Consider the following 25,234-nt stretch of genomic DNA (forward strand, 5'->3'; position numbering starts at 1 on the left):
GTTTCTCCAATGCCGAGGATGGTTCTCGGTAGGGCGTGGGACGGCTCAGAGAACTGGCCAGGCCGGGGCCGGGTCGATCCCGATCTCCTTCAGCACGCGTCGGTCGATGGCTTCGACGTCTTCGCGCAGGGCCAGCTCATCAACCTTCGTCAGCTGCTTGTTGTCGAGGACGACCTCGCCTGCGATCAGGACGGTGTGGACCGAGTGGCCGGTGGCGCCGTAGACGAGGTTCGCGATCGGGTTGTGCAGCGGCCGCCAGTCAAAGTCCTCGGCCGCGAAGATGGTGATGTCGGCTTCCATGCCGACCTCGATGCCACCGACAACGTCGTCCCACCCGAGCGCACGGGAGCCATTGATGGTGCCCATCTCCACTGCCTGCTCGGCCGAGACCGCGTTCGGGTCCTGCCGAGCATCACGCGGAAGCAGCGCCGCGAGGTAGATCGCCCGCGTGATGTCTTGGTGGTTGGAGCAGTTCTCGGCGTCGGTGCCGAGCATGACCCGGACGCCGGCGTCCAGGAGTTCGGGCCACTTGCCGAAGTGCGTGGTGCCCTTGGCGAGCTTCAGGGCCGTGCTCGGGTTCTTGGAGATGCGGGCGCCGCTGTCGGCGATCAGCTCCACTTCCCAGTCGGCGACGCTGGTGACATGATTCATGAAGACTCGCTCGTTGAGCGCGCCGATCTTGTGCATGTGCTCGATGGGTCGGTGTCCGTATGCCTTCAGCTCAAGCGCGACCTCACGCTCGCTGGTTGATTTGTGGAGGACCATCAGGGACTCGGCCTCAAGGGCGAGGTTCGCTGCGGCGACGGTGAGCTGGTCCGAGCAGGTTCCGACACCCTCGATGGTGACTGCGTCCCGGATCCGGGGGTTCTTGAACCTTCTGACGGTCTCGACGCCCCGCTCAAGACGCTTGGCCGCTTCTGGGGCGGTGAACCGAAGCCAGTCTGGGAGGTCCGTGTCGCCGGCGGAGCCGGCCTGGTCCCAGGTCCAGGGTCCGATGCGGCAACGCATGCCGGAGGTGGCGACGGCTTCGAGGACGGCCTCGAGGTGGTTGCAGCCCGGCTCCTCGAAGCTGGTCGTGCCGAAGCGGACCATCTCGGCCGTCGCGTGGAGCGCGTAGGTGTGCATGTCCTCCTCAGTGAGCCGGGAGAACGACGGGTAGATGAATCGGCGGAGTGCCTCCAGGGTGGTGCCGCCCTCGGGCATCGCGCCCTTCGCGCAACACAGCAGGTGACGGTGGCCGTTCGACATGCCGGGGATGGTGACCTTGTTCGAGCCGTCAATGGTCTTGCGGCCGCGGTACTGGCTTGCGAGGTCCTCGCGGCGGCCCACGGCCACGATCTTGGTGTCGTCGACGGCGACGAATCCGTCGCGGTAGATCTTTCGGGTCCCGTCGACCGTCACAACCCAGCCGCCGTCGATGACGATGTCGACCTGCTTCGGAATAGCATTGCTCTCGGGCAGCACGCTCAGTTCCACCCTTCTCAGATTTTAGATCTGATATCCAATGCGCCGAACGCTAACCGTGGCTCTCGCCACGGTCAATAGGTTGGGACAGGTCTCTTCAGATGACGCCCTGGAAGGCCCATCCTTCAAAGATCATCGGCTGATGGACCATGGTGGGGTGATACGTCATCATGAACTCAGTGACCGGGAGCGGGAGTTGCTCAGCTCCGCTGATATCTCGGATTGCAAGAACGGGCCGTACGCGCGTTGCGGACCGGCAGGTCATCAACGGGACGGTCTACAGGATCCTGACCAGGATCTCTTGGCGTGACCTGCCGGAACGCTACGGCCTGTGAACGACTGTCCACACCGGCCACTCCGCCGCGAGGCCCTCGGCGGCGTTGTCACTCGAGCCCCGCAGCAGATCAAGGCATCTGTTTTTTGCGGACCCTCGATACGGACGCTACATCGACGCCGTGGACAGGCATCCAGGAAAGGCGTATCGATGGCGCTCGCGTCGGGGTGCACTGCAACAGGGGAACGTCGGACACGGTGCAAAGAAGAGAGACAGGGACTGATTCAAGGGCGGGTGGCGCGGCTCGGTCAGCGCTTGGTCTCGTTGCCGACGAAGCTCTCGAGCTGGTCGCTCATCACCGACATCACATGAGCGCGCATGTACTTCTCAGCCGCCGCCGGGTCCTGGCGGACGATGGCGGTGCAGATCTTCTCGTGCTCGGAGAGGGAGTGCTCGATCCGGCCCGGGATGTCGACCGTGAGGCGCCCGATGCGGCGCTGATGCCCCTCCAGGTCATAGATGATGTCGTTGATCCACTTGTTGTCCGACTGGGAGTAGATCAAGCGGTCGAAGTGCTCGAACAATGCGATCACGTCTTCGACCTTGCCGTTGTCGATGGCCGCGCGACTGTCTCGCACGTTGCGTTGGAGCGCTTCGCACAGATCGTCGTTGCGCGACGACGCCGCGCGTGCGGCGCATCGACCCTCGACCAGTTCGCGGACCTCGTACAGCTCTCGGAGATCTCGCCGACTGTAGCCGGCGACGATCGCGCCGCGGTAAGGGAACAGTTCGACGAAGCGGTCCTTCTGCAGCCGTACGAACGCCTCACGGACCGGAGTCTTGCTGACGCCGAGCGACTTGGAGATGTCGATCTCCCGGAGTGCCGCCCCCACCTCGAAGTCACCGTTGATGATCGCGCGCCGCAGGTACTCGTAGACGCGGTCCTTCAGCTGCACGTGCTGGATCTCAGCGGTTGCCGGTGATTCAGCAGTCACTCTCTGTACCTCGCTCCACGGGGTGGTGTGGCATGGTCATGCCGCAGGATGGCGTAGCCGACTTACCTTCGCAAGTAGCATACGATATTCCAAAATCGGAGCGCGTGTCGCGGACTCTGCCGGATCCGGCAAGCCCGCGCGGTCAGGCCTTCGGGACGAGTTCGCCGTCAACGAGGACCGGTCGACCGTCGAGCTCCAACGTCGCGTGCTGCATCACGCAGTCCAAATGAGCCACCGCATCGACGGTTCCCCCGTACGCGATCGAATTCCCGAACGCGATGTGGGCGCTCCCAAGGGTCGCTTCGGTCTCCATCGGGACGCCGCACACTCGTCCGTTCGGATTGAGACCCATCGACACCTCGGCCAGGTTCGACATGCGTGTGTCACCGCAGCGGCCGATCATCTCCAGCAGTCGGGCGGACTCGTCGCCCTCGGCGCCCTTGAACTCACCGTGCTCGATGTGAAGGGCGACGGGCTCCAAGATCGGTCCCTGTCCCATGAACAGGAAGTCGCCGTCGATGACCGCGACACCGCTGGTGCTGCCCTCGACCGGCGCCGTTCCGGACTCGACGTCGGGTGGGCACATGTACGCGCCGCGATCTCTCGCGATGCCGAACAGAGCACGGCCGTTCCGGCCTCGAACTGAACCGGACAGGTCGGTGCCCGCCGGCGTCGTCAGGCGGTAGGCATCGGCACGGGCCCAGGCGGTCGCGAGGGCCTCGGTGACGGCCTTCAACTCGTCGAAGTCGACGTCGAGTGGTCCTTCCAGTCGGAACGTGTCCTTGATGACCCCCGGCATGCAGAGATAGCGCGTGCCGCCGGCGGTTGCGTTCTGGCGTGCCTGACTCGACCCGATGAAGGTCGAGGTGAGCTCGATGGCAGCCGTCGCGCCCTGAAGAATTCGGGCTACCGCGGTGGGTGGTTCGCTGCCGGGGACGACGTAGCGCGGCATGCGGGTGATGACGGGGACACAGCCTCGGTCATCGAGGCCGCGCACCAGGCCCTCGACCACCGCAGTGTCGGTTTCGTCGTCGATGAGGAGGATGACCTCCTCCGGCCCATGAACCCCGAGACACTGGTCGAGGACCGTGGAAAGAGTCTGTTCAGGAAGCATTTTTCACCTTGGAGACCTCGTTGAAGGTCTTCTTGAAGTTGTGCATCGTCTTGAACCGGTCGTCGCCGAGCGGGAAGACGGAGATGCAGTCGATGCCGAGTTCCATCATGTTCTTGATGTGCTGGCGTGCGCGTTCGGGGCCGCCGGCCAGGGCCATCCGGTGGACGAAGTCGTCAGGGAGCAACTTCGCGGCATCTTCGGCCTCTTGGAACTCACCGCCCTCGTACATCGTGCGGACCTTCTCAACCAGCTCGGCGGAGAGACCGGCCATCTTGCAGTAGCCCGGGGCGGTCTGTGGGAACCAGGCTGCGATGGTGCGACCGGCCGCGAACGCTGCCTCTTCGTCGTCGTCGATGGCGCCATAGGCGAAGACGGTGATCTTGGGCCGCTCGCTCTTGCCGGCGGCGTCGACACCGCGGTCGATGTGGTTCAGCGCCCATTGCAGTCCTTCGGGGTGAAGGCCTGCGAGCAGGATGACGCCGTCGGCGACCCGGCCCGCGAGCTCGAGGGTCTTCGGGCCGCTGCAGGAGATGTAGATCGGCACCTGACGCTCGGCCGGCGCTCGCATGTGGGCGTCGTCGAGCTTGAAGCCGGTGCCCTCCATAGTGACGTGCTCACCGGTCCAGAGCTGACGGATCGCGTCGATGGACGACTCGAGGCGCGCGAGGGTCGCGGGCTTCGAGCCGAGCGCGAGGAGGGGACGGTCGCCTGCACCGATACCGAGGCGGAAGCGACCTTGGCTGACGTCGTCGATCGTGGTCGCGGCGGTCGCGGTGACGGCCGGGTGACGTGTGATCGGGTTCGTGACCGCGGTGCCCAGCTGCAGACGGCTGCTGCGACGTGCTGCGAGCGTCAGGTAGGAGTAGACGTACCGAGCGTGAAGGGACGAGTCCGTGAGCCACAGTTCATCGAAGCCGGACTGTTCGATCTCCTCGACCACGTTCTCGAAGACAACTGGGGAGTCGACCGGCTGCAGCGCAACGCCACTAAGCATGGGGTTTTCCTCCTGTCCGATGGTCAAGCTGACCACTTGATGATGGTGCGAACAAGTGCGTACAGGCCGAAGTCGATCGCGTTGGGATCGATCCACTCGTCTTCGGTGTGGGTGCCGTCGCCGTAGGTGATGCCCAGAGTCACGGCGGGGATACCGACCGAGTACGCGACGTTGGCGTCGGTGCTGGCGGCAGTGAAGCGGGCTGTCAGTCCGACTTCGGCGAGTGCCTCCGCCGACGCAATTGCGAGTTCGTGGTCGGCGGCGATCCGACCTGCGGGCCGCGATCCGAGCTGCTCGACATCGACCTTGGTGCCCTTGTAGCCGGCGGTGAGGACTGCCTCAGCCTTGGTAACCAGCTCGGCGAGCGCATCGGGGTCTTCGGAGCGCAGGTCGAGGTCGAAGCTTGCGTGGATGGCACGGGAATTGATCGACTCGCCGCCGCTGAGAATGCCGACGTTGCGTGAGGTCTTGGCGGTGTGGTCGATCTGGATCTGCTCGATGGCGTGCACCATCTCGGCCGCAGTGTGAACCGCGCTCGGCGCAGTCGACTCCTCCCAGGCGTGCCCGCCCTGGCTGGTGAGCCTCACTCGGCGCCGTTCAGAGCCGACCCCGATGGTGTTCACCCGGCCCAGATAGTTGCCCTCCAAGGCGATGAAGGTGCCGACCCCGACCGGCGGGTGTGCCAGGGCGTCCCGGGCGCCGGCGAGGTCGCCAAGGCCCTCCTCGCCCACGGTCGCGACGATCCAGACCGGGAGCGCGACCTCAGCAGGAAGCAGCTCGTCGAGGACGGAGAGAGCTGCCACCGCGACGGTGTCGTCACCACAGCCCGGACCGACAACCCGGCCTTCGGCGTCGTAGCGGAGGCCGTGGCGGACGTCGCGGCTGAAGACGGTGTCGAGATGGGCGGCCACGACGATGGCCGGTCCGAAACCGCCGCTACCGGGGCGGACTTGAGCCCAGAGGTTGCCGACGGCATGCTGAGTCACAGTCAGGCCATCGGACTCCCACCACTGTCGGACGCGGCGAATTCGGTCGATCTCGTCCAGTGGGGGCGCCGGGATCTTGGAAAGCTCGAACGTCCGCTCAAGGACGGTGGGCGCCTGCCTCTCGCAGGCGGCGAGAAGACCTCGATCGGGCTTGCGTGCTGCCTCGGCCATCGTCAGGGCCTCTTGAGGACATGAAGCTCGGCCAGGACCTGGTCGGTGTGCTCGCCCAGGCGCGGTGCCGGACCGGGGAAGGGCAGCGGGCCGTCGATCTGGATCGGGGCACCGATGATCTTCTGACCGCCGGGGTGCGCGGGGTCGACCTGGACCTGACCGAGAGCCTCGACCTGGGCAGAGGCGAGGACCTGTCCGAGATCGCGGACCTCTGCCGCGGGAACGCCGAACTCGGAGAGCTTGGCTATCCAGTACGTCCGGTTGTGCCTGACGAAGCGAAACTCGAGCTCGGCGATGAGGTCTTCAAGGTGGCCCACGCGGTCGGCATTGGTCGTGAACCGGGAGTCTTCGAGCAGTTCGCGAGCTTCGATGGCCTCGCACAGCCGGTGCCACAGGTCCTCGCTGCCTGCGCCAGCGAGGACGATGTGCCCGTCACTGGCTCGGTAAGCTCCGTAGGGCGCAAAAGTCGGCGAGTGGCTACCGATCCGCCCAGGCACGTCTCCGTTGACGAAGTGGGCCGGGGCGATACTGCTGAAAGTCGAGACCGCGAACTCGAGCAGCGAGGAGCTGACGACCGCACCAGTGCCGTCGTTGGCGGTCCGCCGGTAGAGGGCGGCGACGATGCCCAGAGCGCAGGAGACGGCGCTGCCGATGTCGAGGACGGGGACGCCGACCTTGACCGGGCCGCTGTCGGGTTCACCGGTGACACTCATCAGGCCGCCTTCGGCCTGGAGGATGAGATCGAAACCACCGCGCCCCGCGTCGGCCCCGTGCTGGCCATAGCCGGAGATGGAGCCGTACACGATGTTCGGGTGGCGCGCGGTGACGCTGGCCGAGTCAAGGCCCAGCTTCTTCAGCGACCCTGGTCGCCCATTCTCGATGAAGACGTCGGCTGTGGCGAGGAGCGCCTCGAGTGCGGACAGCCCGTCGGCCGAGCGGAGGTCCAGCATGACGGAGCGCTTACCGACGTTGAGCGCGGTGAACAGGGCGCTTTCCCCGTCGACGAATGCGGTGCCCTGATTGCGGTACGGGTCACCCTCGGTCGGGACCTCGACCTTGATGACGTCGGCGCCGAGCATCGCCAGGAGCGTGCCGGTGTAGGCACCGGAAACGAACCTGGTCAGGTCGATGACGCGGATGCCTTCGAGGGGACGATTCGTGTTCACCATGGCAGCGGCTCCCGGTACACGCCGAAGACATCACGCATGGTGTCGGCGATCTCGCCGAGCGTGGCGCCGACACGGCCGGCCTGCATGATGTGCGGCATGCTGTTCGTGTTCTTCACGAGCGAGTCGCGGAGTGCCGCCAGAGCATCGGCCACCTTGTTCTCATCACGCGATGCAAGCCGCCCAGCGAGACGCTCACGCTGCCGGTCGGCCGCGGTCGCGTCGATCTCGAACAGCGGCGGCGCGACCTCGTCGTCGTCCACGTACTTGTTGACGCCGACCTTGATGCGTTCGCCGGACTGGACCTCACGCTCGTACCGGTAGGCCGACTCGGCGACCCAGCGCTGCGGTATGCCCTTGGCGAGCATCTCCACCAGGCCACCGCCGTCCTCGACCTTCTTCACCAGGTCCCAGGCGCGCGCCTCCAGCTCGTCGGTGAGGGCCTCGACAAAGTAGGAGCCGGCGAGCGGGTCGATGACCTTCGCTACGCCGGACTCGTGCGCGATGATCTGCTGCGTCCGGAGCGCGAGCCGCACCGATTCCTCGGTCGGGATCTCAAGGGCTTCGTCGTAACCCATCACGTGGATCGACTGCGCACCCCCGAGGACCGCAGCGAGGCACTGGAGGGTGGACCGGACGACGTTGTTCAGCGGTTGCTGCGCGGTCAGAGTTGCACCGGAGCATCCGGAGAAGAATCGTAGGCGAGCCGAGTTTGCCTTCTTCGCCCCGAACCGAGTGGTGGCCAGGTGATGCCACATCCGGCGGGCCGCCCGGACCTTCGACGTCTCCTCGAACAGGTCGAGCTGGCTGGAGAAGTGGAACGAGAGCCGCGGCGCGAAGAAGTCGAAGTCGAGGCCCCGGGCCAGGAATGCCTCGGTGTAAGCGATGGCCGAGGCCATTGTCAGGCCGACTTCCTGGATGGCGTCGCAGCCGGCTTCTCGGGCGTGGTATCCGGTGATGGAGATTCCGTTGAACCGAGGCAGGTGCTCGGAGGCGTACTCGACGACGTCGGTGACGAGCCGGATGGAGTGCTGGGGCGGGTAGATGAACGTCTTCCTCGCCAGGAACTCCTTGAGGATGTCGTTCTGAAGGGTGCCGGCGACGTCCTCCATGCGTGCGCCCTGTCGCTCAGCGGCGACCAGGTAGAACGCGAGGATGATGGGCGCGGTGCCGTTGATGGTGAAGTTGACCGACAGCTTGTCGATAGGGAGTCCGTCGAAGACGGTCTCCATGTCCTCGACGGTGTCGATCGCGACGCCGACTCGGCCGACCTCGGCGGAGACCTGCTCGTCGCTGGAGTCGTAGCCGAGCTGGGTGGGGAGGTCGAACGCCACCGACAGCGCGGTCTGCCCCTGGGAGAGCAGGTACCGGTAACGCTCGTTGGTGTCCTCGGCCGACCCGTAGCCGGCGTACTGCCGCATACTCCACAGACGCTCGCGGTACATCGTCGGATACGGACCCCGGGTGTAGGGCGCCTGCCCCGGAAGTCCGAGCCGGTCCTCGAGTCCGGGTGCGACCGAACTCGCGAAGTAGATCGGGTCGACCGGGATGCCGGAGTCGGTGGTGACGATGTTGTCCTCGTCGTTCATTGCTCGCTACTCCTTCGATGCGATGTCGAAGATGCGGGAGACGAGATCGTCGATGGAGGTCCCGACGGGGAACACATCGCGGACGCCCAGCTCGCGCAGGCGGACGACGTCGCTCGGCGGGATGGTCCCGCCGACGACGATCGCGACGTCGTCCAGGTCCGCCTCCTTACAGGCGTCGAGCAATTGCCGAGAGGCGTCGACGTGAACCCCTGAGAGCACCGAGAGCCCGATGACGTCGACGTCTTCGTCAGCCGCTGCGCCGACGATCTGCTGTGGAGTCTGCTGGAGGCCGAGGTAGATCACCTCGGCTCCAGCATCACGCAACGCCATGCCCACGACCTTCACGCCGCGGTCGTGCCCGTCGAGGCCCGGTTTGGCAAGGAGGATCCTCGGACGAAAGCTGTTCACGCCGACGCCTGAGGGCTGAGTGATCGGACAGCGAACTCGGCGTACACGCGCGTGGCCTCGACGATGTCGTCGATCGACAGATGCTCGTCGGGGCAGTAAACCGGCTCGCCACCGGGGCCGAAGATGACAGTCGGGACCTTGTGGCCGAAGCTCGCGGTATCGCCGAGCCAGCTGGCGGCCTGCAGCGGCGGCTCGGCGCCCTTGCGGACGGACTTGACCGAGGCGCGCATCAGTTCCACCACGTCGTCGCCGGGCTTGGCCAAGTAGCCGCTCTTGACGTCGACCAGCTCAAGCCGGGCACGGAAGCGGGGCTCGCGTTTGCGGGCGGCCGCGAGGCAGCGCTCGATCTCGGCCTGGACCTCTTCGACTGTGACGCCGGGCTGCGGACGGCAGTCGACGCGGATGACGCACTCGTCGGGAATCATCGACGGGCCGCCCGGCGGCAGGCCGCCGTAGACGCGACCGGGAGCCATGTAGGTCTCCTCGCCGAACAGGTCGGCGACCCAGTCCTCGATAGCCGGGGTGAGACGAGAGAGGTCGAGCTCGATGATCGCGTGCGAGGCGAGCATGTTCGCGTTGACCGCGAGGGGCTTGTGGCAGGTGTGCGCCGACTTGCCCTGGACGGTGATGTCGAAGTAGTAGCGGCCGCGGTGGCCGAGGAAGATCTCGTTGCCGGAGAGTTCACCGAGGACGGCGAGGTCGGCGTTGTACTCGTCGAAGTAGCGGATCGAGCCGAGCTGGTCGCCCATGTGGTCGGAGACGGCCGCCATGCCGACGGTGCCGTTCAACTGAACGCCGGAGTCACGCAAGGCCTCCATCGCGACGATCTGGCAGACGAGCGCTGCCTTCATATCCATGATGCCGTGGCCGTAGATGGCGTTGTCGATGATCTCCCCGGAGAACGGTTCGGTCTTGCTCCAACCGATGGAGACCGGCTTGGTGTCCATGTGGCCGGTCATCACTACGCGCTTGCCCTTGCCGAAGCTGAGCTCGCCGATGGCGTTGGGCCGGTCGCCGATGACGTCTTGGAGGCCGGCGTTCTCAAAGTCGGCGTTCTTCATGTAGTCGGCGAGGAACTTCGCGAGAGGGCCTTCATCTCCGAGGATGCTCGGGATGCGGCACACCTCCTGCACGAGTTCGTTCAGCCGTGCGTAGTTGATTGCTTCCACAGCCTTCCGGGCCGCGGCGTCGATGGCGTCAGTCATGTGGTGGTCCCTTCTTACCGAAGGCGGTGAACAGAACCTCTGATTTGAGATCTGATATGCAATGTAGCGAGGTTCACACCAATGCGCTACCCCTCGCGGCATGGATTGCGATCTGGCGCGCGAAGCCCTCGAGTCGACATGAGCGGCTACAGGGGAGGGGGCTTCGGTCGACACGGCGGCCCCGTTGAGGGCTGGGCAAACATGACGACAACACGTATGCTCCTCCAGGCTCGTATCTGAAATATGACATGCGAGGGGTGATTCATGGCTTCGCTGGAGATCGGCGTGATCGGCGGGACCGGCGCGCAGGGCAAGGGGTTGGCGTACCGCTTCGCGCTCGCCGGACACAAGGTCCTGATCGGCTCGAGGAACCCGGACAACGCCCAGAAGACAGCGGACGAGGTCAACGACCGCCTCGGCGTTCCTGCGGCCACGGGCCTCGGGAACCTGGATGCGGCGGCCCGGTCCGAGGTCGTGCAGGTCGCGGTCCCGTGGGACGGCCACGAAGAGGCCATAACAGCGATCGCACCCGCTCTGGCCGGGAAGATCGTCGTCAGCTGTGTGAACCCGCTCGGCTTCGACATGTTCGGTGCCTACGGGCTCCCGCTCACCGAGTCCGCGGCAGAGCAGTTGCAGCGTCTGGTTCCGACTGCACGCGTCGTGGGCGCTTTCCACCACGTGTCCGCGACGCTGTTGTGGAACCACCACGGTCCTCTGCGGCACGGGTCGGACGACGGAGTTGACGGGACGGTCGCCGATGAAGTCGCCGGGGCGGCCCTCGACCCGGCGGGAGATCGAGCGGCTGTTCTGGGGTGAGATCGCCAAGGGGCTGACCAGAGGACGCGGCGGTCACCGTCGGAGCGGCCTCCGCGGTGGCAACCCGGTGGTTCCGACGTGCTGGCGGGACGCCGCAGATCAACCTGACTGCCTCGGGCCGCTACCTCTCCTTCGCCGAGCGAGAGGAGATCGTTCTGCTCCGCGTGCAGGGCGCCGGCGTACGGGAGATCGCCAGGCAGCTTGACCGGTCACCGTCGACCATCTCGCGGGAACTGCGCCGCAACGCGGCCACCCGCGGCGGCAAGCTCGAGTACCGGGCCTCGGTCGCGCAGTGGAAGGCCGACCCGGTGGCACAGCGGCCGAAGGAAGCGAAACTGGTCGTGAACCACCGGCTGCGGGAAGGCCGGTGGCTGGCTCGCACGGCGTCAGCGCAGCTGACTCGGGCATGTCCTTCCGGGCAGGCGGGGCGTGCCCCAACGCCCCTGGGCACGCCCCGCAGAGGGCAGCAGCCGGCCTGTCCAACGTCAGCTGTCGTTGCTCCACTGGAACGCGATCGCCCGCTGCCGCGCGGCGATCATCTCCCGCAGGACGGCGTCCACTTCGGCCGGCTGGACCCGGTGGGCCGCAGCGCTGGCCTGTTCCTGGCCTTCGGCCGAACTCTTCTCCCGCACCAACTCCAGGACTGAGGGCACCTTCTGGTCGGGTTGCCCGAGCTGGCGCACCTTCACCGCGGTGTCCACGCCCACCGCATACGCGGCGATGAGCGCCTTGTCGCTGACAGGCATGGCGTCGTCGGGGCGCAGCGCCGCGTCGGCCCTCTCGTACTCAGCGTGGGCCCGCCCGCTCCACAGGGACAGGAGCCGGCCGGGGGAGAGAACGGGCTGTCCGCGTACGCGCAGAATGCCGGCGAACTCCACGCTGGCGGTGCCGTCCTCGTTGCGGTGCACGTTCTTGTGCGGGCCCGCACCGCGGAGAGGGGCACACCGGCGGGCAGCCGGACCGTACGCACGCGAGTCATGCCCGCAGACCCGACAGTTCGACTTCCCCGCCACAGCCGCCCACGAGAGTGACACGGTCAAGCGCACCGAACACGATGCACACCTGTGGGCCGACCGTACGGAACAGGAGCAGGTCTCCAGCGCCGTACGGTCCATGCCGGCAACCTGGCGTGAGGAAGCCGCGTGATGGATACGGCCGCCCGCGACGAGGCGTCGGCCCTTGGGCTCCCTACGGCCGGGTCGGGCCCCTGTCACCGGGCCGGACAGCGGCATCGACCTTGAGCTGGTGCAACGGCTCACCCGGCAGGAACCCGGAGACTCCAACGACACGGCGACAGAACTCCAGCGCCAGCGGGTTCGGGAGGCAGAGCGCGACGCGCGATCTGCGGCCTGATCAGATCGGACCCGACGCCACCCGGCCAACTTCCGTTTTTCCAAGCGGGGTTGTTTTCGGGATCTGTACGTTGACGGCTATGAAGCCGTTGGTTTTTCAGCATGGTCAGGGGCCGTGGCCCGAAGGGCTCACCCTGCTGCATGCCTGTGCCGTCGCCGGCCTCAGCCGAACCCCGGAGCTTGCCGGGCTCATTGCCGGAGTCCGGGCTGCGACGGAAGGGGATCCGCTGACGCCCGTGGGGGACGACTGGTTTCACATCACGCTCTACCGGCTGAGCCAGAACTCTGCCTCCGAGATCCCCGCGGACCGGCGGCAAGCCCTTGTCGCTGAACCCACGGAGCAGATACGGGTCCTCGCCCCTTTTACCCTCACGGTGGGCAGCCTTCTCCCGTATGGCAGTGGGCTCATTTTCGACGTCGGGCCAGGCGGGCCGCTGAACGCGCTCCGCGCCGCCACGACGTGGGCCTTCGAGATCACGCGCGGAGCCGACACCACCGTGTACGACTCGGGAGTCCTGCACCTGACCGAGTCGTACGCCACGGCCGAGGTCTCCTTGGAGCACTTCCACGAAATCCACCGGCGCGTTATTCGAGTCCGCCCCGGCCACGCACCCCTGCGCAGCGACGCGATCGAACTCGTTGACGTGACCGCCGAGTTGGCCGAGAAGACGATCACCTGGGACTCCCTCGCCCGCATCCCCCTCGGCGCGAACTGACAGCCACGGAAGGCGTGAGATGCGACATACTCGCGGCTGGTGGGCCGGCCCCCGATACGACATTGCCTCAGCTGCTGAGAGCGACGCACATCCCGTACGAGCCGCGCGCCAATGCGGCACGCCCTGCGGGGAACACAGCGGCTGCGGCGGAATTGTTTTTGATCAAGGCGATACCGCCCAGCCGTGGCAAGCCTGAGGGGGAGCGAATCCATGGCCACATCCTCGGAGTCCCATGCCTCGACGTTCCGTGTCGATGTCTACCAGAACGCGTACCTGCCGGAGGGCGGCCGTGACGTCAACGCCATCGTCAGAGTGAACGCGATGCCGCTGCCCCGAGCGGGGCAGGGCCCGGACGCGGCCGTGGTGATCATGGTGGACTGCTCCGGCTCCATGGACTGTCCGCCGACGAAGATGCGGGGCGCAAGGGAGGCCACGGCCGCAGCCATCGACACGCTGCGCGACGGAATGCAGTTCGCAGTGGTCGGCGGCACGCACCGGGCCACCGAGGTCTTTCCGGGGGGCGGCCGGCTCGCGGTGGCGAATGCAGCCAGCCGCGAACAGGCCAAGGAGGCGCTGCGGGGGCTCACCGCGGGCGGCGGCACCGCGATCGGCACCTGGCTGCGGCTCGCCGAGCGGCTGCTGGGGTCGGCCGAGGGATCGCTCCGGCACGGCATCCTGCTCACCGACGGCCGCAACGAACACGAGTCGCCCGAGGCCCTCAAGGCGGCACTCGACACCTGCGCGGGACGGTTCACCTGCGATGTGCGCGGCGTCGGCACGGAATGGGACGTGAAGGAGATCACGGCCGTCGCTTCCGCACTGTTCGGCAGTGCCGACATCGTCGCCGACCCGGCCGGGCTCACCGACGACTTCACGCAGATCATTCGGAAGGTGATGGGCAAGCAGGTCGCGGACGTCGCACTGCGGCTGTGGACGCCCAGGGGCGTGGAAGTCGTGTTTGTGAAGCAGGTCGCACCCACCGTCGAAGAGCTGACCGGCAGGCGCAGCGCGGCGGGTCCGCGTGCCGGGGACTATCCGACGGGTTCCTGGGGCTTCGAGTCCCGCGATTACCACGTCTGCGTCCGGGTCCCGGCCGGTGGCACAGGCCAGGAAATGCTCGCCGCCCGTGTCGCGCTGGTGATCCGGCAGGACGACGGTGCCGCGACAACCCTCGCCCAGGGCCTGGTACGCGCGCAATGGACCGCCGACGCGGCGGCGTCCACGTCGATCAATGAGCAGGTCGCGCACTACACGGGCCAGGCGGAACTGGCCCGGGTCATCCAGGAGGGCCTCGACGCACGCAAGGCCGGTGACGACGACGGGGCAACGGACCAACTGGGCAGGGCGGTTCAGCTGGCGTACGCGCTGGGGAACCAGGACACGGTGAAACTGCTCGCGCGGGTGGTGGACGTGGTCGATGTCGCAACGGGAACTGTGCGACTGAAGGCAAAGGTCGCGGACGCCGACGAGATGACCCTGGAAACACGGTCGACCAAAACGGTCCGCAAGAAGAGGGTTCCTATAGAAGCCGGGAGCCGACCCGAGCCCATGGGTGATGGCCCTCACGGGTCGCAGCAACACGTCGTCTCCAGCAGCGGTGAGGGGCACGGCGGGGAGCCGCGGCTACTGGAAGCAGAGTTGGTCGAGCAGGCGCCTCCCGAACGGGAGGTTCCGCTGCACGTGCGGGTCACCCGGGAAACCGGTGGCTCTGGCGTGACACTCCGGGCGTTTCCCATCCCGGCAGCGGGAGCACGGCTTCTCATCACCGTGCACGCTCCCGGTCTGCTGGCGCTGGGAGATCTCCAGCAATGGCTGACCGTTCCCCCCGGCCAGGACTCGCACTGGCTGCAATTCAGCCTGCGTACCATGACGCCCGGGCTGCATACCGTTACCGTGCGGGCCTTCCACAAAGGCACCTTCCTCGGTGAACTGCGCACCCAGGTCTCCGTGCAGTCCGACACACCGGCCAGATCCGGCCCGCCGCGCAGGGCACCGCTCACCACTCTCGCGTTCGATCCGGGAGAGGTGACCTTACAGGTCCTCAAAGGCGCGGACGGCGCCTACAGTTTCCAGCTGCTCAGCGAAACCACCTACGCACCCGAGTCCTTCCACCTCGTGGCGGGCGGCTCCCACGGCGCACGAGAGCGGATCTACGACGAACTTCGGCGTACCGCCGCTGCGGCCGGGCAGGACGGCGGCTGGGATCAGAGCCAGGCGCGCCGGCGGCTGATCAACCTCGGTGTGCAACTGTGGGCGACGGCGGTGCCCGACGCGGTGCGCCAGCAGTTCTGGGCGGAAGCCGGGCACGTTACCTCCTTGACCGTCCTCGGTGACCACGATGTCGTGCCCTGGGAACTGCTGTATCCCCTGGACGGCCGGCGGGAGGGCGACGGGTTCCTCGCCGAGTGGCTTCCCGTGGTCCGCCGGGTTTTCGGGCAGGACCGGGTACGCGAACTGTCCCTGCCCCGCGCTGCCTTCGTTGTGCCACCGGGCTCGCCTCCCGAAGCAGAGCGTGAAGTGGTCGTCCTGCGGGCCAGACTGGGTGACGCCGTGACCGACGGCGGTACCCTGACCCATCGCGCCGCAGTGAGCGACCTCATCGACGAAGGGCTCAACGGTCTGCTGCACTTCGCCTGCCACAACGCTTTCACCAGCTCCGGCTCTCACGTCACGATGGCGGACGGCCTCTTCGACCCGATCGATCTCGCCTACGCCACCCAGTCCGGCGCCCTGCGCACCACCCACCCGCTGGTGTTCTTCAACGCCTGTCGCAGCGCGGGGCAGATCGACTGGTTCTCCTCCAGCCTGGGCTGGGCACCGCAGTTCCTCCAGGCCGGCGCAGGTGCTTTCGTCGGCACCCTGTGGCCGGTACGGTCCGACTCCGCGCTGCTCTTCGCTGACACCTTCTACGAGCGTCTGGTCACCCAGAGGCAGAGTCTGGGGCAGGCATCCTTGAACGCACGACGGGCGATCCGCGATCAGGGCGGGGATCCCACCTGGCTCGCGTACGCCGTGTACGGCAGTCCCGCAGCCTGCGCCGCCACACCTTAGGAGCCACCAGCACACCCGGAACAGGAGAGACATGGACGATCCGGTCTTCGTCATTCACGGCGTCGGCAACCGCGACGCGCAAGCCTTTACCGCCACCGTTGCGGCCCTGCAGGCCGCCGTGGGGACGACCTTGGTACCGGTCTACTGGGGTGATCTCGGCGCGGACGACCGGTTCGTCGATCTCGCCCTCCCTTCTTTCCCTTCCCGCTCTTCCGGGCTGCGGGATACATCGGAGGCCGCCGGCGCACCGTCCGCAATGCTATTGGCCACTCTTCTCGCGGAAACCGAACGGCCTGCCCCAGGTGACCTGCCGGCATCTCTGCAGGACGCGGTCCGCCACAACTTGGACGCTTCGCAGAACAGCGGGCTGCGTGATGGCCGCGACAGTCCGGACTGGGACCAGGTACGTGCGGCGCTCGCCGAGGAATGGCCGGCGACGCGCTGGCTCTCACTGGCCGATGACCCGGCCCTTCTCAGCGAGACGGGAAAAGCCATCGCCCATGCGGTCACCGACATGCAGGAGACGGATGACTCCTGGGCAGGGCTTCGTGGCATGGCACCCGTTGACGGCTTACGCGCTGTGATCCGGCGCCGGCTCGCGGACCTGGACCGCTTCGCAGGTGCGGCGATGCAGGCGGTCGCCGGCAGGATGTACCACACCTTGCGAAGCCGCCTCGGACCAGGCGCCACCCGATTCCTCGGCGATGTACTCGTCTACCAGCGCCATCGCGAGCAGATCCACGCCCGGGTACGGGAACAGATCGCCGCTGTCGATCCCGAACTGGGACGCCGCCCGGACCGCCGTGTACGGCTGGTTGCGCACAGCCTCGGCGGGGTGATCGCTGTCGACATGGCCACCGCCCAACAACCGCTGTGGACGTCATCGCTGCTCACCTTCGGTTCCCAACCGTCGTACTTCCACCTCTGCGACCCCCGGGGAGGACAACTTTCGCCCTACACCGAACACGAGCCGGTCACCCTGCCGAGTTCCTTGGACCGCTGGACCAACCTGTGGCAGCCATTCGACATACTCGCCTTCGCTGCTGCCCACGTCTTCCGTCTCGCCGACGGGACATCCCCGGTCGACCTACCGCTGCCCCACACCGCCACCGCAGGGCTATGGACGCACTCCGCGTACTGGAACCTGCCAGAACTCGCCTCCGCAATCAGGGATGCGATGTAATCACCGAGGCCGTGTGCGTCGTCACCACGGGAGTATCAGGGAGTCTCTCGCCCGCAATCCCCTTGGCGCGAACGGACGACCACAGGGGCATGACATGCAGCACACTCGTGTCCGTTGAGCCGGACCTCGAATGCGACACCGACACCGCAGCCGAGCGCAGCATGCATCTCGTATGTGCCTCCAATGCGACACGAGCTGTGCCACGACTTGCTCCGGCGTGATCGCCGACCTCCACTCCGACGAGGACCTCGCCGCACTTCACACCCTCACCCGGGAGACGACCCGCACCGTCCTCGGGGACGACGCCTGCCGCTACCCCTTCGGCCTCCCGCACCTGACCACGGCCTACGCCCACGGCGAGGCGGACTCCGACCAGGCACAACGCATCCTGCGCCGCGTCCGGCCCGGCCACGCCCCACTGCCTGTCACCGCGGTCCACCTGGTCGACGTCACCGCCACAACGGTCGGCAGCACCACGACCATCACATGGGAGCCGCTGAGGACGATCTCCCTGCGCCGGCCGTAGCCAGGGGCTGAAGGCTCGCCACACATCACGGTGACTGACCAGCCGAGCCACAGCCGCCCGGCAGCAAGGCGGCACGCCACCACCGCAGTTGGCCCCCGCCCCGGCCCAGGAGACGTCGGCCGACCCGACGACAGCGGGGCCGGACAGGAGACTTGCGAGTTCGTGAGTTCTTAGGTCAGCGCGGGCGGACCACGGTGACGACCGAGTGCCGGGTGGTGCCCGCCACGACCTCCACCACGGCGTCGCCCGCGGCGGGCGTGCAGGAGACACCGGCCTTCGTGAACGCGCCTCCCGCCAGGGGGACCAGACGCCGGGCGACGACGGAGGCGAGCGCCGTGGTCAGCCGCGTCCCGTCAGGGGGACCAGACGCCGGGCGACGGCAGAGGCGAGCGCCGTGGTCAGCCGCTGGGACAGCACCACGCGTCCGTCGGGCGGCCGTGCGGCGAGCGACTTCGGGTGCCGGGCGGTGACGGTGAACCCGACCACGGCTGCGTCGACCGTGTCCGCATGCCTGACTTCCGATCAGATCCGGCCCGCCTTGGAGGCCGACAGCAGCGGCTTCGCCACGATTCCCTCGACGCCCGTCCCCTTGAGCGCCGTGTACCAGAGCAGGGCCTCGTCCAGGTCGGTGGTCGACCATACCGGCACGATCGGCGCACCGACGCCGGCGAGTACGTCCCAGGAGGACCTGGCGGCGCTCCGTGTACGGACGCGGGCGCAGGTCGGGGAAGCCCGCCGCCGGATGAGCCAGGACATCGAACGCCACGTACGCCGCCGGGCACCGGTCCGCGAGCTCCTGGGCACGGCGAGGGCTGGACAGCGACCGGGACTGCGCCGCCTTGAAGCTGATCCGCGCAGGGCCTTGGTTATCAGCGACGTACACCACGGCCTCGCCGTCCAGGATCACGCCGGGCGGCAGGCGCATGGCGACCAGAGCGACGCGCCAGGATCACCCCGGCGCAGGCCGGACTGCCGACCAGCGCCCGTCGCCGGGTCGCCGGGCTGCGGCGCGAGGAGGTCGCCGTCCTCGCCGGCGTGAGCACGGAGTGGTACACGCGGCTGGAGAAGGGGCACATCGGCGGCGTGTCCGAAGACGTTCTTGACGCGGTCGCTCGTGCCCTGCGACTGGACGACGACGAACGCACCTACCTGTTCGACCTGGCCCGGTCATCGCGGCACGAGAGTCGCACGCCGTCGCGTCGCAGGGACGTCGAGGTCCCGCCCCGGGTCCAGTGGCTGCTCGACTCCATGACGATGTCCTCGGCGTTCGTACGCAACGGCCGCACGGACATCGTCGCCAGCAACCCTCTGGCCCGAGCCCTGCTCGCGCCGATGTTCGACAGCGCCACCATCGACAAGCGTGGCCGCCCCAACATCGCCCGCTATATCTTCCTCGACCTTGGTGCACATGACTTCTTCGTCGACTGGGACGCCGCCGGCGTCGCCACCGCCGCCCTGCTGCGCGCCGAGGTCGGGCGCGAGCCCCGCGACCGGGCACTGCGCGAACTCGTCGGCGAGCTGTCCACCCTCAGCCCGGAGTTTCGCAGCCAATGGGCCGCGCACGACGTCCTGATGCGCCACGACGGCGTCAAACGGCTCCAGCACCCCGACGTCGGCCACCTGGAACTGACCTTCCAGTCCCTCGACCTACCCTTGTCGGACCGAGCCGTGCACGACCTGATCACCTACACTGCCGAACCCGGCACCGCATCCGAGGACCGGCTCAAACTCCTCACCATCTGGGCAACCACGCAATCTCGGACGGCACAGCCCACCCGCTATTCTCCTCAGCCCGGGCCGCTCTGATCCGTCGCGGTTCGCCTGGCCGGGAGGCCGGAGTGCGAACTCGACCAGCCGCGCGAAGCTCCCGTAGCCGTTGATCATTGACTATCGTCTCGCGTGGGACGCGCGGGCCATGCCGGTGTGAACCGGCCTGTCGGCGCACTCCCGCACCGTGACCGAGGTGACCCCAGCGGCGCAACCGCCCCGATGTGTCACACGGGGCCAGTCGCAGCGCTGCGCGGTCGTCCTTGCGGCAGTACTCGCGGCAAGTACGTGCATCAGTCTGTCCTTTGAGGGCTGCACAACGGCCTCCAGGACGGGACGTTCCGTGGGCGGTTGCCCCACCTCCTGGCGGTGATGCCGCTGGCGTCGGTCTCGCTGGGGATCATCCCGTTCACCGCGCAGCGCACCGTGTGGCCACGGCGTCCTCTCAGTCACGAGGGCGGGCGGTAGTCATCGGCGCGTGTCCCGTCGGTCAAAAGCTGCTGAGCCTCGTTGCCAGCCGGCGTCCCAGCGCGCGGGTCGTCCGATCCGGCAGGCGTTGGACCAGACGAGCGAACAGCGCGTTGCGGCGGCCGTCGACCACCGACGCCTTGCGCGAGTCCAGTGCGCGCAAAGCGGTGGTGACGACCTGCTCCGGCTGCCGCAGCCCGCCCAATCTCGCCATTGCGGGCAGGATGTCCTCGGACTTCTGCCCTGTGACGGTCACTCCCGGGGAGACCGCCAGCACCCGGACGCCCGCGTCGGCGACCTCGGCACCGACCGCCAGTGTGAATGACTGCGCCATCGCCTTGCTCCCGCCGTAGGCGGCCAGGTAGGGCGTGGGCATGAACGCGGAAGCGCTCGTGACGTTCACGATTGTTCCGCAGCCACGTGAGACCATGCCCGGCAGGAAGCGGATCGTGTTTTCCACCACGGCTTGCCCGTTCAGGTTCATCATCGCTGCGACGACCGCCGGGTCGGCTTTCGCCGCTGCCCCGCCGACACCGCCGCCTGCGTTGTTCACGAGGAAACCGACCTCCAGCCCGTGCTCGACGGTCCACTCGAACATTGCCCGAGGCGCCTCGGGCTCGGACAGGTCCAGCTTCTCCGTCAGCACGCGCACTCCGTGTGCGGAGCGCAGGGACGAGGCGAGCGTCTCCAGTTTGTCGCCCGATCGGGCCACGAGGACGAGGTCCGCACCACGCTGAGCGAGCCTGGCGGCGAACTCGGCGCCTATACCACCTGACGCCCCCGTAACCAGCGCCGTGGTACCGGACAGACGAGACAGGTCCTGCATGATTCTCCTCGGACTAGGAGGTCGATAGGCTTGGTTCGTTCACGCTAACCACGTCAGTGGGCGGCACTGTCCACTTGGCCGGCAAGTGAGAAACATGCCTGATGAGATCTCTCATGACGCGGACGATCCCGCCTCAGCAGCGCCCCTGGGAACGGCCGTAAACACGCCTTCCGCGGACCTGCGCGCCGACGCCCGCCGCAACCGCGAACGCGTCCTGAGGGCGGCACGAGAGGTCTTCGCGGCCCAGGGCGTCGACGCACCCGTGAGCACGGTGGCCCGCCGGGCCGGCGTCGGCGTCGCCACCCTCTACCGTCGCTTTCCCACCCGCTCCGCACTCCTCACCGCTGCCCTCGACGACCAGCTCACCGAATGCGCGACCGTCTTCGATGAGGCACTGGCCGACCCCAACCCAGGACACGGCCTCTACGTCCTCCTGGAAACGGCGTGCACCACACTGGTCACCGACCGAGGTTTCGACACCGTGTTCATGACCGGCTTCCCCGAGGTACTGGACTACGACCGCGAACGCGCCTGCGTCGAGGTGGGCCTGAACCACCTGGTCCAACGCGCCCGCGACGCCGGACAGCTCCGCGAGGACTTTGACACCGCCGACATCCCACTGCTCCTCCTGGCGGTGAGCGGCCTGGCCCGCCAACCCCCCGAAACCGCTTTGCCCGCCGCCCGCCGCCTCCTCACCTACCTCTTCCAGTCCTTCCAGGCCCACCCCCCATCACACCCCGGCCCACTTCCACCGGCCCCCCGAATGGACCTGACCGGACCGCACCGGCCGACGGACCGCCCGTAGACGCGGACCCATGTGGTCTGCGGTCACGCCGCGGACCCATGTTCGCCGGTCGCGTCCTGGAGACTACCGACGCCTCGTGGGCCGGGAGCCGGCTCACGGCCCGTGACGCCGACCGGGGCCTGTGCGTCCTCGCCTCCGCTCTGCTCAGGGGAGGGGCACGCCGCCGCGAGTGAGGAGGCAGGCGCACCACAGGCCCCAGAGCCCGAAGCTCGGCATAGATTGCGTACGGGTCGGTGCGCGCCGATTCGGTGTAGAGATCGACGTCGCTGGCGGATATCTGGGACAACGGTCCTCCGGGAGAAGGGTGTAGCGAACGCCGCGACGAGTAACTCAGTGGTGCCGCGCGGCAGGAAGGGACGAAGAGGCCACGAGCGGTCCAGTGCGCCAGCCTAGGTCAACTGCGCTCGGTGACGGGCGTGGGCGGTCCAGTCCGGTGATCGGCCTGCGGAGCGCGGCCACGGCCCACAGCGCGTTGAGCGCCAGAGTCCGGGCGTCCGGCGCCGATCTCGTGCAGGCCCGCGGAACGCTCGGAACGCATGGAGGGCATTGCGTGCGGAGGGATTCGACGTCTCGGCCTCCGTTCTCAACCGGGACGAAATCTGCGACATCGAGCCAACCGTGTCTCGCGAGGTGAAATCCGGCTTCCTGCTCGCATCGGAACGGCACGTCGACCCGGCTCGCCTTGTCCAGGCGCTCGAGAAACACCTGGTCGAAAACGGTGTCCGGGTGCTCAACAACGACGCCGTCGACACAGTAGTCCGGCACGGCGACCGCGCCACGGGTGTCAAGACGGAGGCGCTCGGTCACCTCCCGGCGGACGTTGTCGTGCTCGCCGTCGGGCTCGGCTCGGCCCGGCTGGCGTGCGGACTTGGCTACCGCATCCCACTTCGAGCGGGTAAGGGGTACTCCATCCACGTCCGGATGGCACGGTCTCCTCGGCAACCCATGTACTTCTCGATCACAAAGGTCGGTGTCACTCCGGTCGCCGATGGAATCAGGATCGTCGGCGGCATGGAACTCGGCCCTCAGAACCTACGCGTCAACCGGCGGACGGTGGCAGGCATGATCGCCACGACCCGGCAGTTCATCGACACGACGCTGATGACCATCGTTGGCGAGCCTTGGGCGGGCCAGCGGCCGATGACGCCCGACGGACTTTCGGTGATGGGCGCCCTCCCAGGGATCACCAACGTCTACGTCTCCACAGGTCACGGGATGCTTGGTGTGGGCCAGTCGATGGCATCGGCCAATCTGCTGGCCGACCTCATCGTTGACGGTGCCATCAGCCCCGTACTCGAGCCCTTCTCGGTGCGTGGGTTCATGTGAGTAGCTGTTGTCTTTCATCGTCTGGGACGGGAAGCGGAGCCGACGGCCGACGTGACCGACTCGCAGTCGGTCAAGGCGGACGCGGTCGTCGGCGCGGACAGGGCACTGCCCGGCGGCGCTCGGGCTGGTCGTTTCGATCGCCAAGCGCAGCCGCACTCATAGGGGACGCAGACTTCCCGTTCCGGCCGCTCCAGCTCGGTCTTCCCCGGCTTTCAGTCGCTGGCAGTCGCCCGTCGTACGCAGCAGGGGCAGCGGTCGCCTACACAAGGGTGTAGAGCTGACCGAGTCCGTTCACACCACCGGGCTCGCGTCGGCCGACGGTGCTCACGGATGACTTCGTCAACTCCCACGGAAAGCACCACGGCTCAAACGGCACTGTGATCAGAGAACAAGACGGGGCAAGTCGAGTTCGATACCGAAAGGGACTGCTGTCTTCAAGCGTTCGCGGCTAATACCGGTGGCGACGAAGGCGCGGGTGGTGTCGTCCAGCTCGTACGTGTGGATGACGGGGAGGCCGTTTTCCTCCTCGACGCGCCAGTAGTGCGGAATACCTGCCTGCGCGTACTTGAACGGCTTCAGCGACCGGTCACGGTCAGCGGACTCGTCCGAGACGACTTCGATGGCGAGGGCGACTTGGTCGGGGAGGTAGCGCGTGCGGTTCGGGTCGTATGGGACCGTGACAGCAAGGACGTCAGGCTCGGGCCGGTTCTTCTCGTTCAGCTTGACCGTCATTTCCCGGTCGATCTCGAATCCCTCGGGAGCCTGATTGTCCAGTGCGGTCGTAAGCCGGGTGACGACGCGGGCGTGCCAGGACCGCTGCGGGGACATCATGAAGATCAGCGCTCCATCGATGAGCTCGGTGTGCCGCGGGAGGTCGGGTGCGTTGTCGAGGTCATCGGCCTCCCAACCACTCGGCCGGGGTGGCAGCATCCAGGGCGGCAACGCGTCCCATGCGGTCGTCATCGTGTCCTCCTTCGGGTGCCCTGGCCAGCTTAATCCGTCAGCTCCGCGTGGCGGCGGTGCGGGCAGCGACGAGAGCGGCGACGGGGTCGGCTGTGGCGGCGGCGCAGGGCCGCCATACGGCGGTGGTCCCGTGGCCTTCGCGGATGTTGTGCGCGCGCCGAGTGCATCCACATCGCGTCCTGATCCCTTCGGGACGGCCATGTCCGACCTCAATGGGCTCTGCCCCGCCGCTCCCCTGCGAAGTAGGAGACATGACCGACACCACCGAGCACACCCCGCTCTTCGACGGCACCTGCGTGCGGATCCAGACGGCCCGAGGCCGCTACGAAACCCGCGTCACCGCCTCCGCTCACCGTGGCGCTGAAGGACAGGTGCTGGCAGCAGCCTAGTTCTACCCCTCTTCGGACGACGAACAGGGGATCACCGGCTGGATCATCTCCCGCACGAGCCGCGACCACTACAGCGAGCCCATCGACAGCAGAGACGCGGCCCTGCAGCTCCTGCTCGACGTCACCCGTGCCGAGCGCACGCTGCTTCGCCGCTACCCGACGATCTGCCCCGAGGTTCCGCCTGTAGCCCACGAACAGATCCGCCGTGACTTCCCGGAGCTGCGTCGCCTCGACCAGAGCTACTGAGTCGCCACAGCCGTTCCACCCGGGCCCGTCCCGCCGCAGCACCTGCGGCGGGACGGGCCCGTCGCCGTTCCCGCCGTTGCTCGGCTAGCCTAAGGCTAGGCGAAGGCTAGAGGCTGGAAGGTCAGCGTGGAGCCATGCGCAGGGCCCCGTCCATACGGACGGTCTCGCCGTTGAGGTAGTCGTGCTCGGCGAGCATGACTACCAGGCGCGCGTACTCGGCGGGGCTCGCCAGCCGTTTCGGGAAGGGCACACCCTGGGCGAGAGAGGCCCGGACCTCGTCGGAAAAACTGGCCATCATCGGGGTGTCGACGATGCCGGGGGCTATGGCCATCACCCGTACCCTCCCTGTCAGTCTGTGATGAGACACCCGGTATGCCGGGTTATCCTTCCTGGGCGAGACAGGAGCCCCACCCCAGATGACCAGCACGAATGGC

The 25,234-nt window shown here is 67.4% G+C and carries 22 protein-coding genes and 7 pseudogenes; 13 read left to right on the plus strand and 16 right to left on the minus strand.

Annotated elements, in window-relative coordinates; genetic code table 11:
- Positions 1-45: 45 nt before the first annotated feature.
- A complete protein-coding gene (locus ABT245_RS35290) occupies positions 46-1,476 on the minus strand; it encodes an amidohydrolase family protein (protein WP_351741919.1) in 1,431 nt (476 codons plus the stop codon).
- Positions 1,477-1,634: 158 nt separating this feature from the next.
- Here ABT245_RS35290 and ABT245_RS35295 point away from each other — a divergent pair, with 158 nt between their 5' ends.
- Positions 1,635-1,799, plus strand: a complete 165-nt coding sequence (locus ABT245_RS35295; protein ID WP_502982257.1) for a transposase — start codon at positions 1,635-1,637, stop codon at positions 1,797-1,799.
- Between the two features lie 247 nt (positions 1,800-2,046).
- On the opposite strand, the gene ABT245_RS35300 is transcribed toward ABT245_RS35295, so the two are convergent.
- From ABT245_RS35300 to ABT245_RS35335, 8 genes are all read right to left on the minus strand, one after another.
- The gene (locus ABT245_RS35300; protein ID WP_351741921.1) at positions 2,047-2,694 is read right to left on the minus strand and encodes a GntR family transcriptional regulator; all 648 of its coding nucleotides are present in this window, start codon (positions 2,692-2,694) and stop codon (positions 2,047-2,049) included.
- 181 nt (positions 2,695-2,875) lie between these two features.
- A complete protein-coding gene (locus tag ABT245_RS35305; protein ID WP_502982258.1) occupies positions 2,876-3,847 on the minus strand; it encodes a 2,5-dihydroxypyridine 5,6-dioxygenase NicX family protein in 972 nt (323 codons plus the stop codon).
- Positions 3,837-4,868 (minus strand): LLM class flavin-dependent oxidoreductase, encoded by a 1,032-nt coding sequence (locus ABT245_RS35310; protein ID WP_351741925.1) that lies wholly within the window; start codon positions 4,866-4,868, stop codon positions 3,837-3,839. Before ABT245_RS35310 ends, ABT245_RS35305 begins: the two co-directional genes overlap by 11 nt.
- The gene (locus ABT245_RS35315; protein WP_351741926.1) at positions 4,865-5,998 is read right to left on the minus strand and encodes a M20/M25/M40 family metallo-hydrolase; all 1,134 of its coding nucleotides are present in this window, start codon (positions 5,996-5,998) and stop codon (positions 4,865-4,867) included. The genes ABT245_RS35310 and ABT245_RS35315 overlap by 4 nt, the downstream gene beginning before the upstream one ends.
- 2 nt (positions 5,999-6,000) lie before the next feature.
- Positions 6,001-7,167 (minus strand): CaiB/BaiF CoA transferase family protein, encoded by a 1,167-nt coding sequence (locus ABT245_RS35320; RefSeq protein ID WP_351741928.1) that lies wholly within the window; start codon positions 7,165-7,167, stop codon positions 6,001-6,003.
- Positions 7,161-8,753, minus strand: coding sequence for an acyl-CoA mutase large subunit family protein (locus tag ABT245_RS35325; protein WP_351741931.1), 1,593 nt, complete (start codon positions 8,751-8,753; stop codon positions 7,161-7,163). Before ABT245_RS35325 ends, ABT245_RS35320 begins: the two co-directional genes overlap by 7 nt.
- 6 nt (positions 8,754-8,759) lie before the next feature.
- The gene (locus tag ABT245_RS35330; protein WP_351741933.1) at positions 8,760-9,161 is read right to left on the minus strand and encodes a cobalamin B12-binding domain-containing protein; all 402 of its coding nucleotides are present in this window, start codon (positions 9,159-9,161) and stop codon (positions 8,760-8,762) included.
- Complete coding sequence (locus tag ABT245_RS35335; RefSeq protein WP_351741936.1) at positions 9,158-10,366, minus strand: M20 family metallopeptidase; 1,209 nt, start codon at positions 10,364-10,366, stop codon at positions 9,158-9,160. The genes ABT245_RS35330 and ABT245_RS35335 overlap by 4 nt, the downstream gene beginning before the upstream one ends.
- Positions 10,367-10,630: 264 nt before the next feature.
- On the opposite strand from ABT245_RS35335, the gene ABT245_RS35340 reads away from it, so the two are divergent.
- Both ABT245_RS35340 and ABT245_RS35345 read left to right on the plus strand, forming a co-directional pair.
- Positions 10,631-11,182, plus strand: coding sequence for an NADPH-dependent F420 reductase (locus tag ABT245_RS35340; protein WP_351741939.1), 552 nt, complete (start codon positions 10,631-10,633; stop codon positions 11,180-11,182).
- Positions 11,124-11,544, plus strand: a pseudogene (locus tag ABT245_RS35345) (helix-turn-helix domain-containing protein); the annotation flags it as partial. The gene ABT245_RS35340 and the pseudogene ABT245_RS35345, both read left to right, overlap by 59 nt.
- Positions 11,545-11,667: 123 nt before the next feature.
- Here the strand turns inward: ABT245_RS35345 and ABT245_RS35350 are convergent.
- Positions 11,668-12,090 (minus strand): hypothetical protein, encoded by a 423-nt coding sequence (locus tag ABT245_RS35350; RefSeq protein WP_351741969.1) that lies wholly within the window; start codon positions 12,088-12,090, stop codon positions 11,668-11,670.
- 524 nt (positions 12,091-12,614) lie between these two features.
- Here ABT245_RS35350 and ABT245_RS35355 point away from each other — a divergent pair.
- The 5 genes and pseudogenes from ABT245_RS35355 to ABT245_RS35375 all read left to right on the plus strand — a co-directional run bounded on the left by ABT245_RS35355 (position 12,615) and on the right by ABT245_RS35375 (position 18,010).
- Entirely contained in the window at positions 12,615-13,250 is a 636-nt protein-coding gene (locus ABT245_RS35355; protein ID WP_351741942.1) for a hypothetical protein, read from the plus strand.
- 210 nt (positions 13,251-13,460) lie between these two features.
- Positions 13,461-14,765 (plus strand): annotated as a pseudogene (locus ABT245_RS35360) (vWA domain-containing protein); the annotation flags it as partial.
- A gap of 987 nt (positions 14,766-15,752) precedes the next feature.
- A pseudogene (locus tag ABT245_RS35365) lies at positions 15,753-16,301 on the plus strand (CHAT domain-containing protein); the annotation flags it as partial.
- Positions 16,302-16,332: 31 nt separating this feature from the next.
- Entirely contained in the window at positions 16,333-17,484 is a 1,152-nt protein-coding gene (locus tag ABT245_RS35370; RefSeq protein ID WP_351741945.1) for a hypothetical protein, read from the plus strand.
- Positions 17,485-17,701: 217 nt separating this feature from the next.
- On the plus strand, positions 17,702-18,010 hold the full coding sequence (locus ABT245_RS35375) for a hypothetical protein (protein ID WP_351741947.1): 309 nt from the start codon (positions 17,702-17,704) through the stop codon (positions 18,008-18,010).
- A 339-nt stretch (positions 18,011-18,349) separates the two neighbouring features.
- Here ABT245_RS35375 and ABT245_RS35380 read toward each other — a convergent pair whose 3' ends face one another.
- The 3 genes and pseudogenes from ABT245_RS35380 to ABT245_RS35390 form a co-directional block, all read right to left on the minus strand.
- Positions 18,350-18,496 (minus strand): hypothetical protein, encoded by a 147-nt coding sequence (locus ABT245_RS35380; RefSeq protein WP_351741971.1) that lies wholly within the window; start codon positions 18,494-18,496, stop codon positions 18,350-18,352.
- A 36-nt stretch (positions 18,497-18,532) separates the two neighbouring features.
- Positions 18,533-18,766: a DNA ligase-like domain-containing protein gene (locus tag ABT245_RS35385; protein ID WP_351741973.1), complete on the minus strand. Its 234-nt coding sequence runs from the start codon at positions 18,764-18,766 to the stop codon at positions 18,533-18,535.
- Positions 18,753-18,935, minus strand: a pseudogene (locus ABT245_RS35390) (DNA ligase); the annotation flags it as partial. The gene ABT245_RS35385 and the pseudogene ABT245_RS35390, both read right to left, overlap by 14 nt.
- Positions 18,936-18,946: 11 nt before the next feature.
- On the opposite strand from ABT245_RS35390, the pseudogene ABT245_RS35395 reads away from it, so the two are divergent.
- Together ABT245_RS35395 and ABT245_RS35400 are read left to right on the plus strand one after the other, a co-directional pair.
- Positions 18,947-19,816, plus strand: a pseudogene (locus ABT245_RS35395) (helix-turn-helix transcriptional regulator); the annotation flags it as partial.
- 303 nt (positions 19,817-20,119) lie between these two features.
- Positions 20,120-20,212, plus strand: a pseudogene (locus ABT245_RS35400) (transcriptional regulator); the annotation flags it as partial.
- Positions 20,213-20,267: 55 nt separating this feature from the next.
- Here ABT245_RS35400 and ABT245_RS35405 read toward each other — a convergent pair.
- Positions 20,268-21,071, minus strand: coding sequence for an SDR family NAD(P)-dependent oxidoreductase (locus ABT245_RS35405; RefSeq protein ID WP_351741950.1), 804 nt, complete (start codon positions 21,069-21,071; stop codon positions 20,268-20,270).
- Positions 21,072-21,165: 94 nt separating this feature from the next.
- On the opposite strand from ABT245_RS35405, the gene ABT245_RS35410 reads away from it, so the two are divergent.
- A complete protein-coding gene (locus ABT245_RS35410) occupies positions 21,166-21,876 on the plus strand; it encodes a TetR/AcrR family transcriptional regulator (RefSeq protein WP_351741953.1) in 711 nt (236 codons plus the stop codon).
- A gap of 537 nt (positions 21,877-22,413) precedes the next feature.
- Positions 22,414-23,202: pseudogene (locus ABT245_RS35415) on the plus strand (NAD(P)/FAD-dependent oxidoreductase); the annotation flags it as partial.
- Positions 23,203-23,583: 381 nt separating this feature from the next.
- On the opposite strand, the gene ABT245_RS35420 reads toward ABT245_RS35415, so the two are convergent.
- Positions 23,584-24,165 carry a Uma2 family endonuclease gene (locus ABT245_RS35420; RefSeq protein WP_351741957.1) on the minus strand — a complete coding sequence of 194 codons (582 nt, stop codon included), beginning with the start codon at positions 24,163-24,165 and terminating at the stop codon, positions 23,584-23,586.
- A gap of 251 nt (positions 24,166-24,416) precedes the next feature.
- On the opposite strand from ABT245_RS35420, the gene ABT245_RS35425 reads away from it, so the two are divergent.
- Positions 24,417-24,554, plus strand: coding sequence for a hypothetical protein (locus ABT245_RS35425; protein ID WP_351741960.1), 138 nt, complete (start codon positions 24,417-24,419; stop codon positions 24,552-24,554).
- Positions 24,555-24,921: 367 nt separating this feature from the next.
- On the opposite strand, the gene ABT245_RS35430 is transcribed toward ABT245_RS35425, so the two are convergent.
- On the minus strand, positions 24,922-25,131 hold the full coding sequence (locus ABT245_RS35430; protein ID WP_351741963.1) for an SDR family oxidoreductase: 210 nt from the start codon (positions 25,129-25,131) through the stop codon (positions 24,922-24,924).
- Positions 25,132-25,234: the final 103 nt, after the last annotated feature.

Source organism: Streptomyces sp. NPDC001508, assembly GCF_040298665.1.
GTDB lineage: Bacteria > Actinomycetota > Actinomycetes > Streptomycetales > Streptomycetaceae > Streptomyces.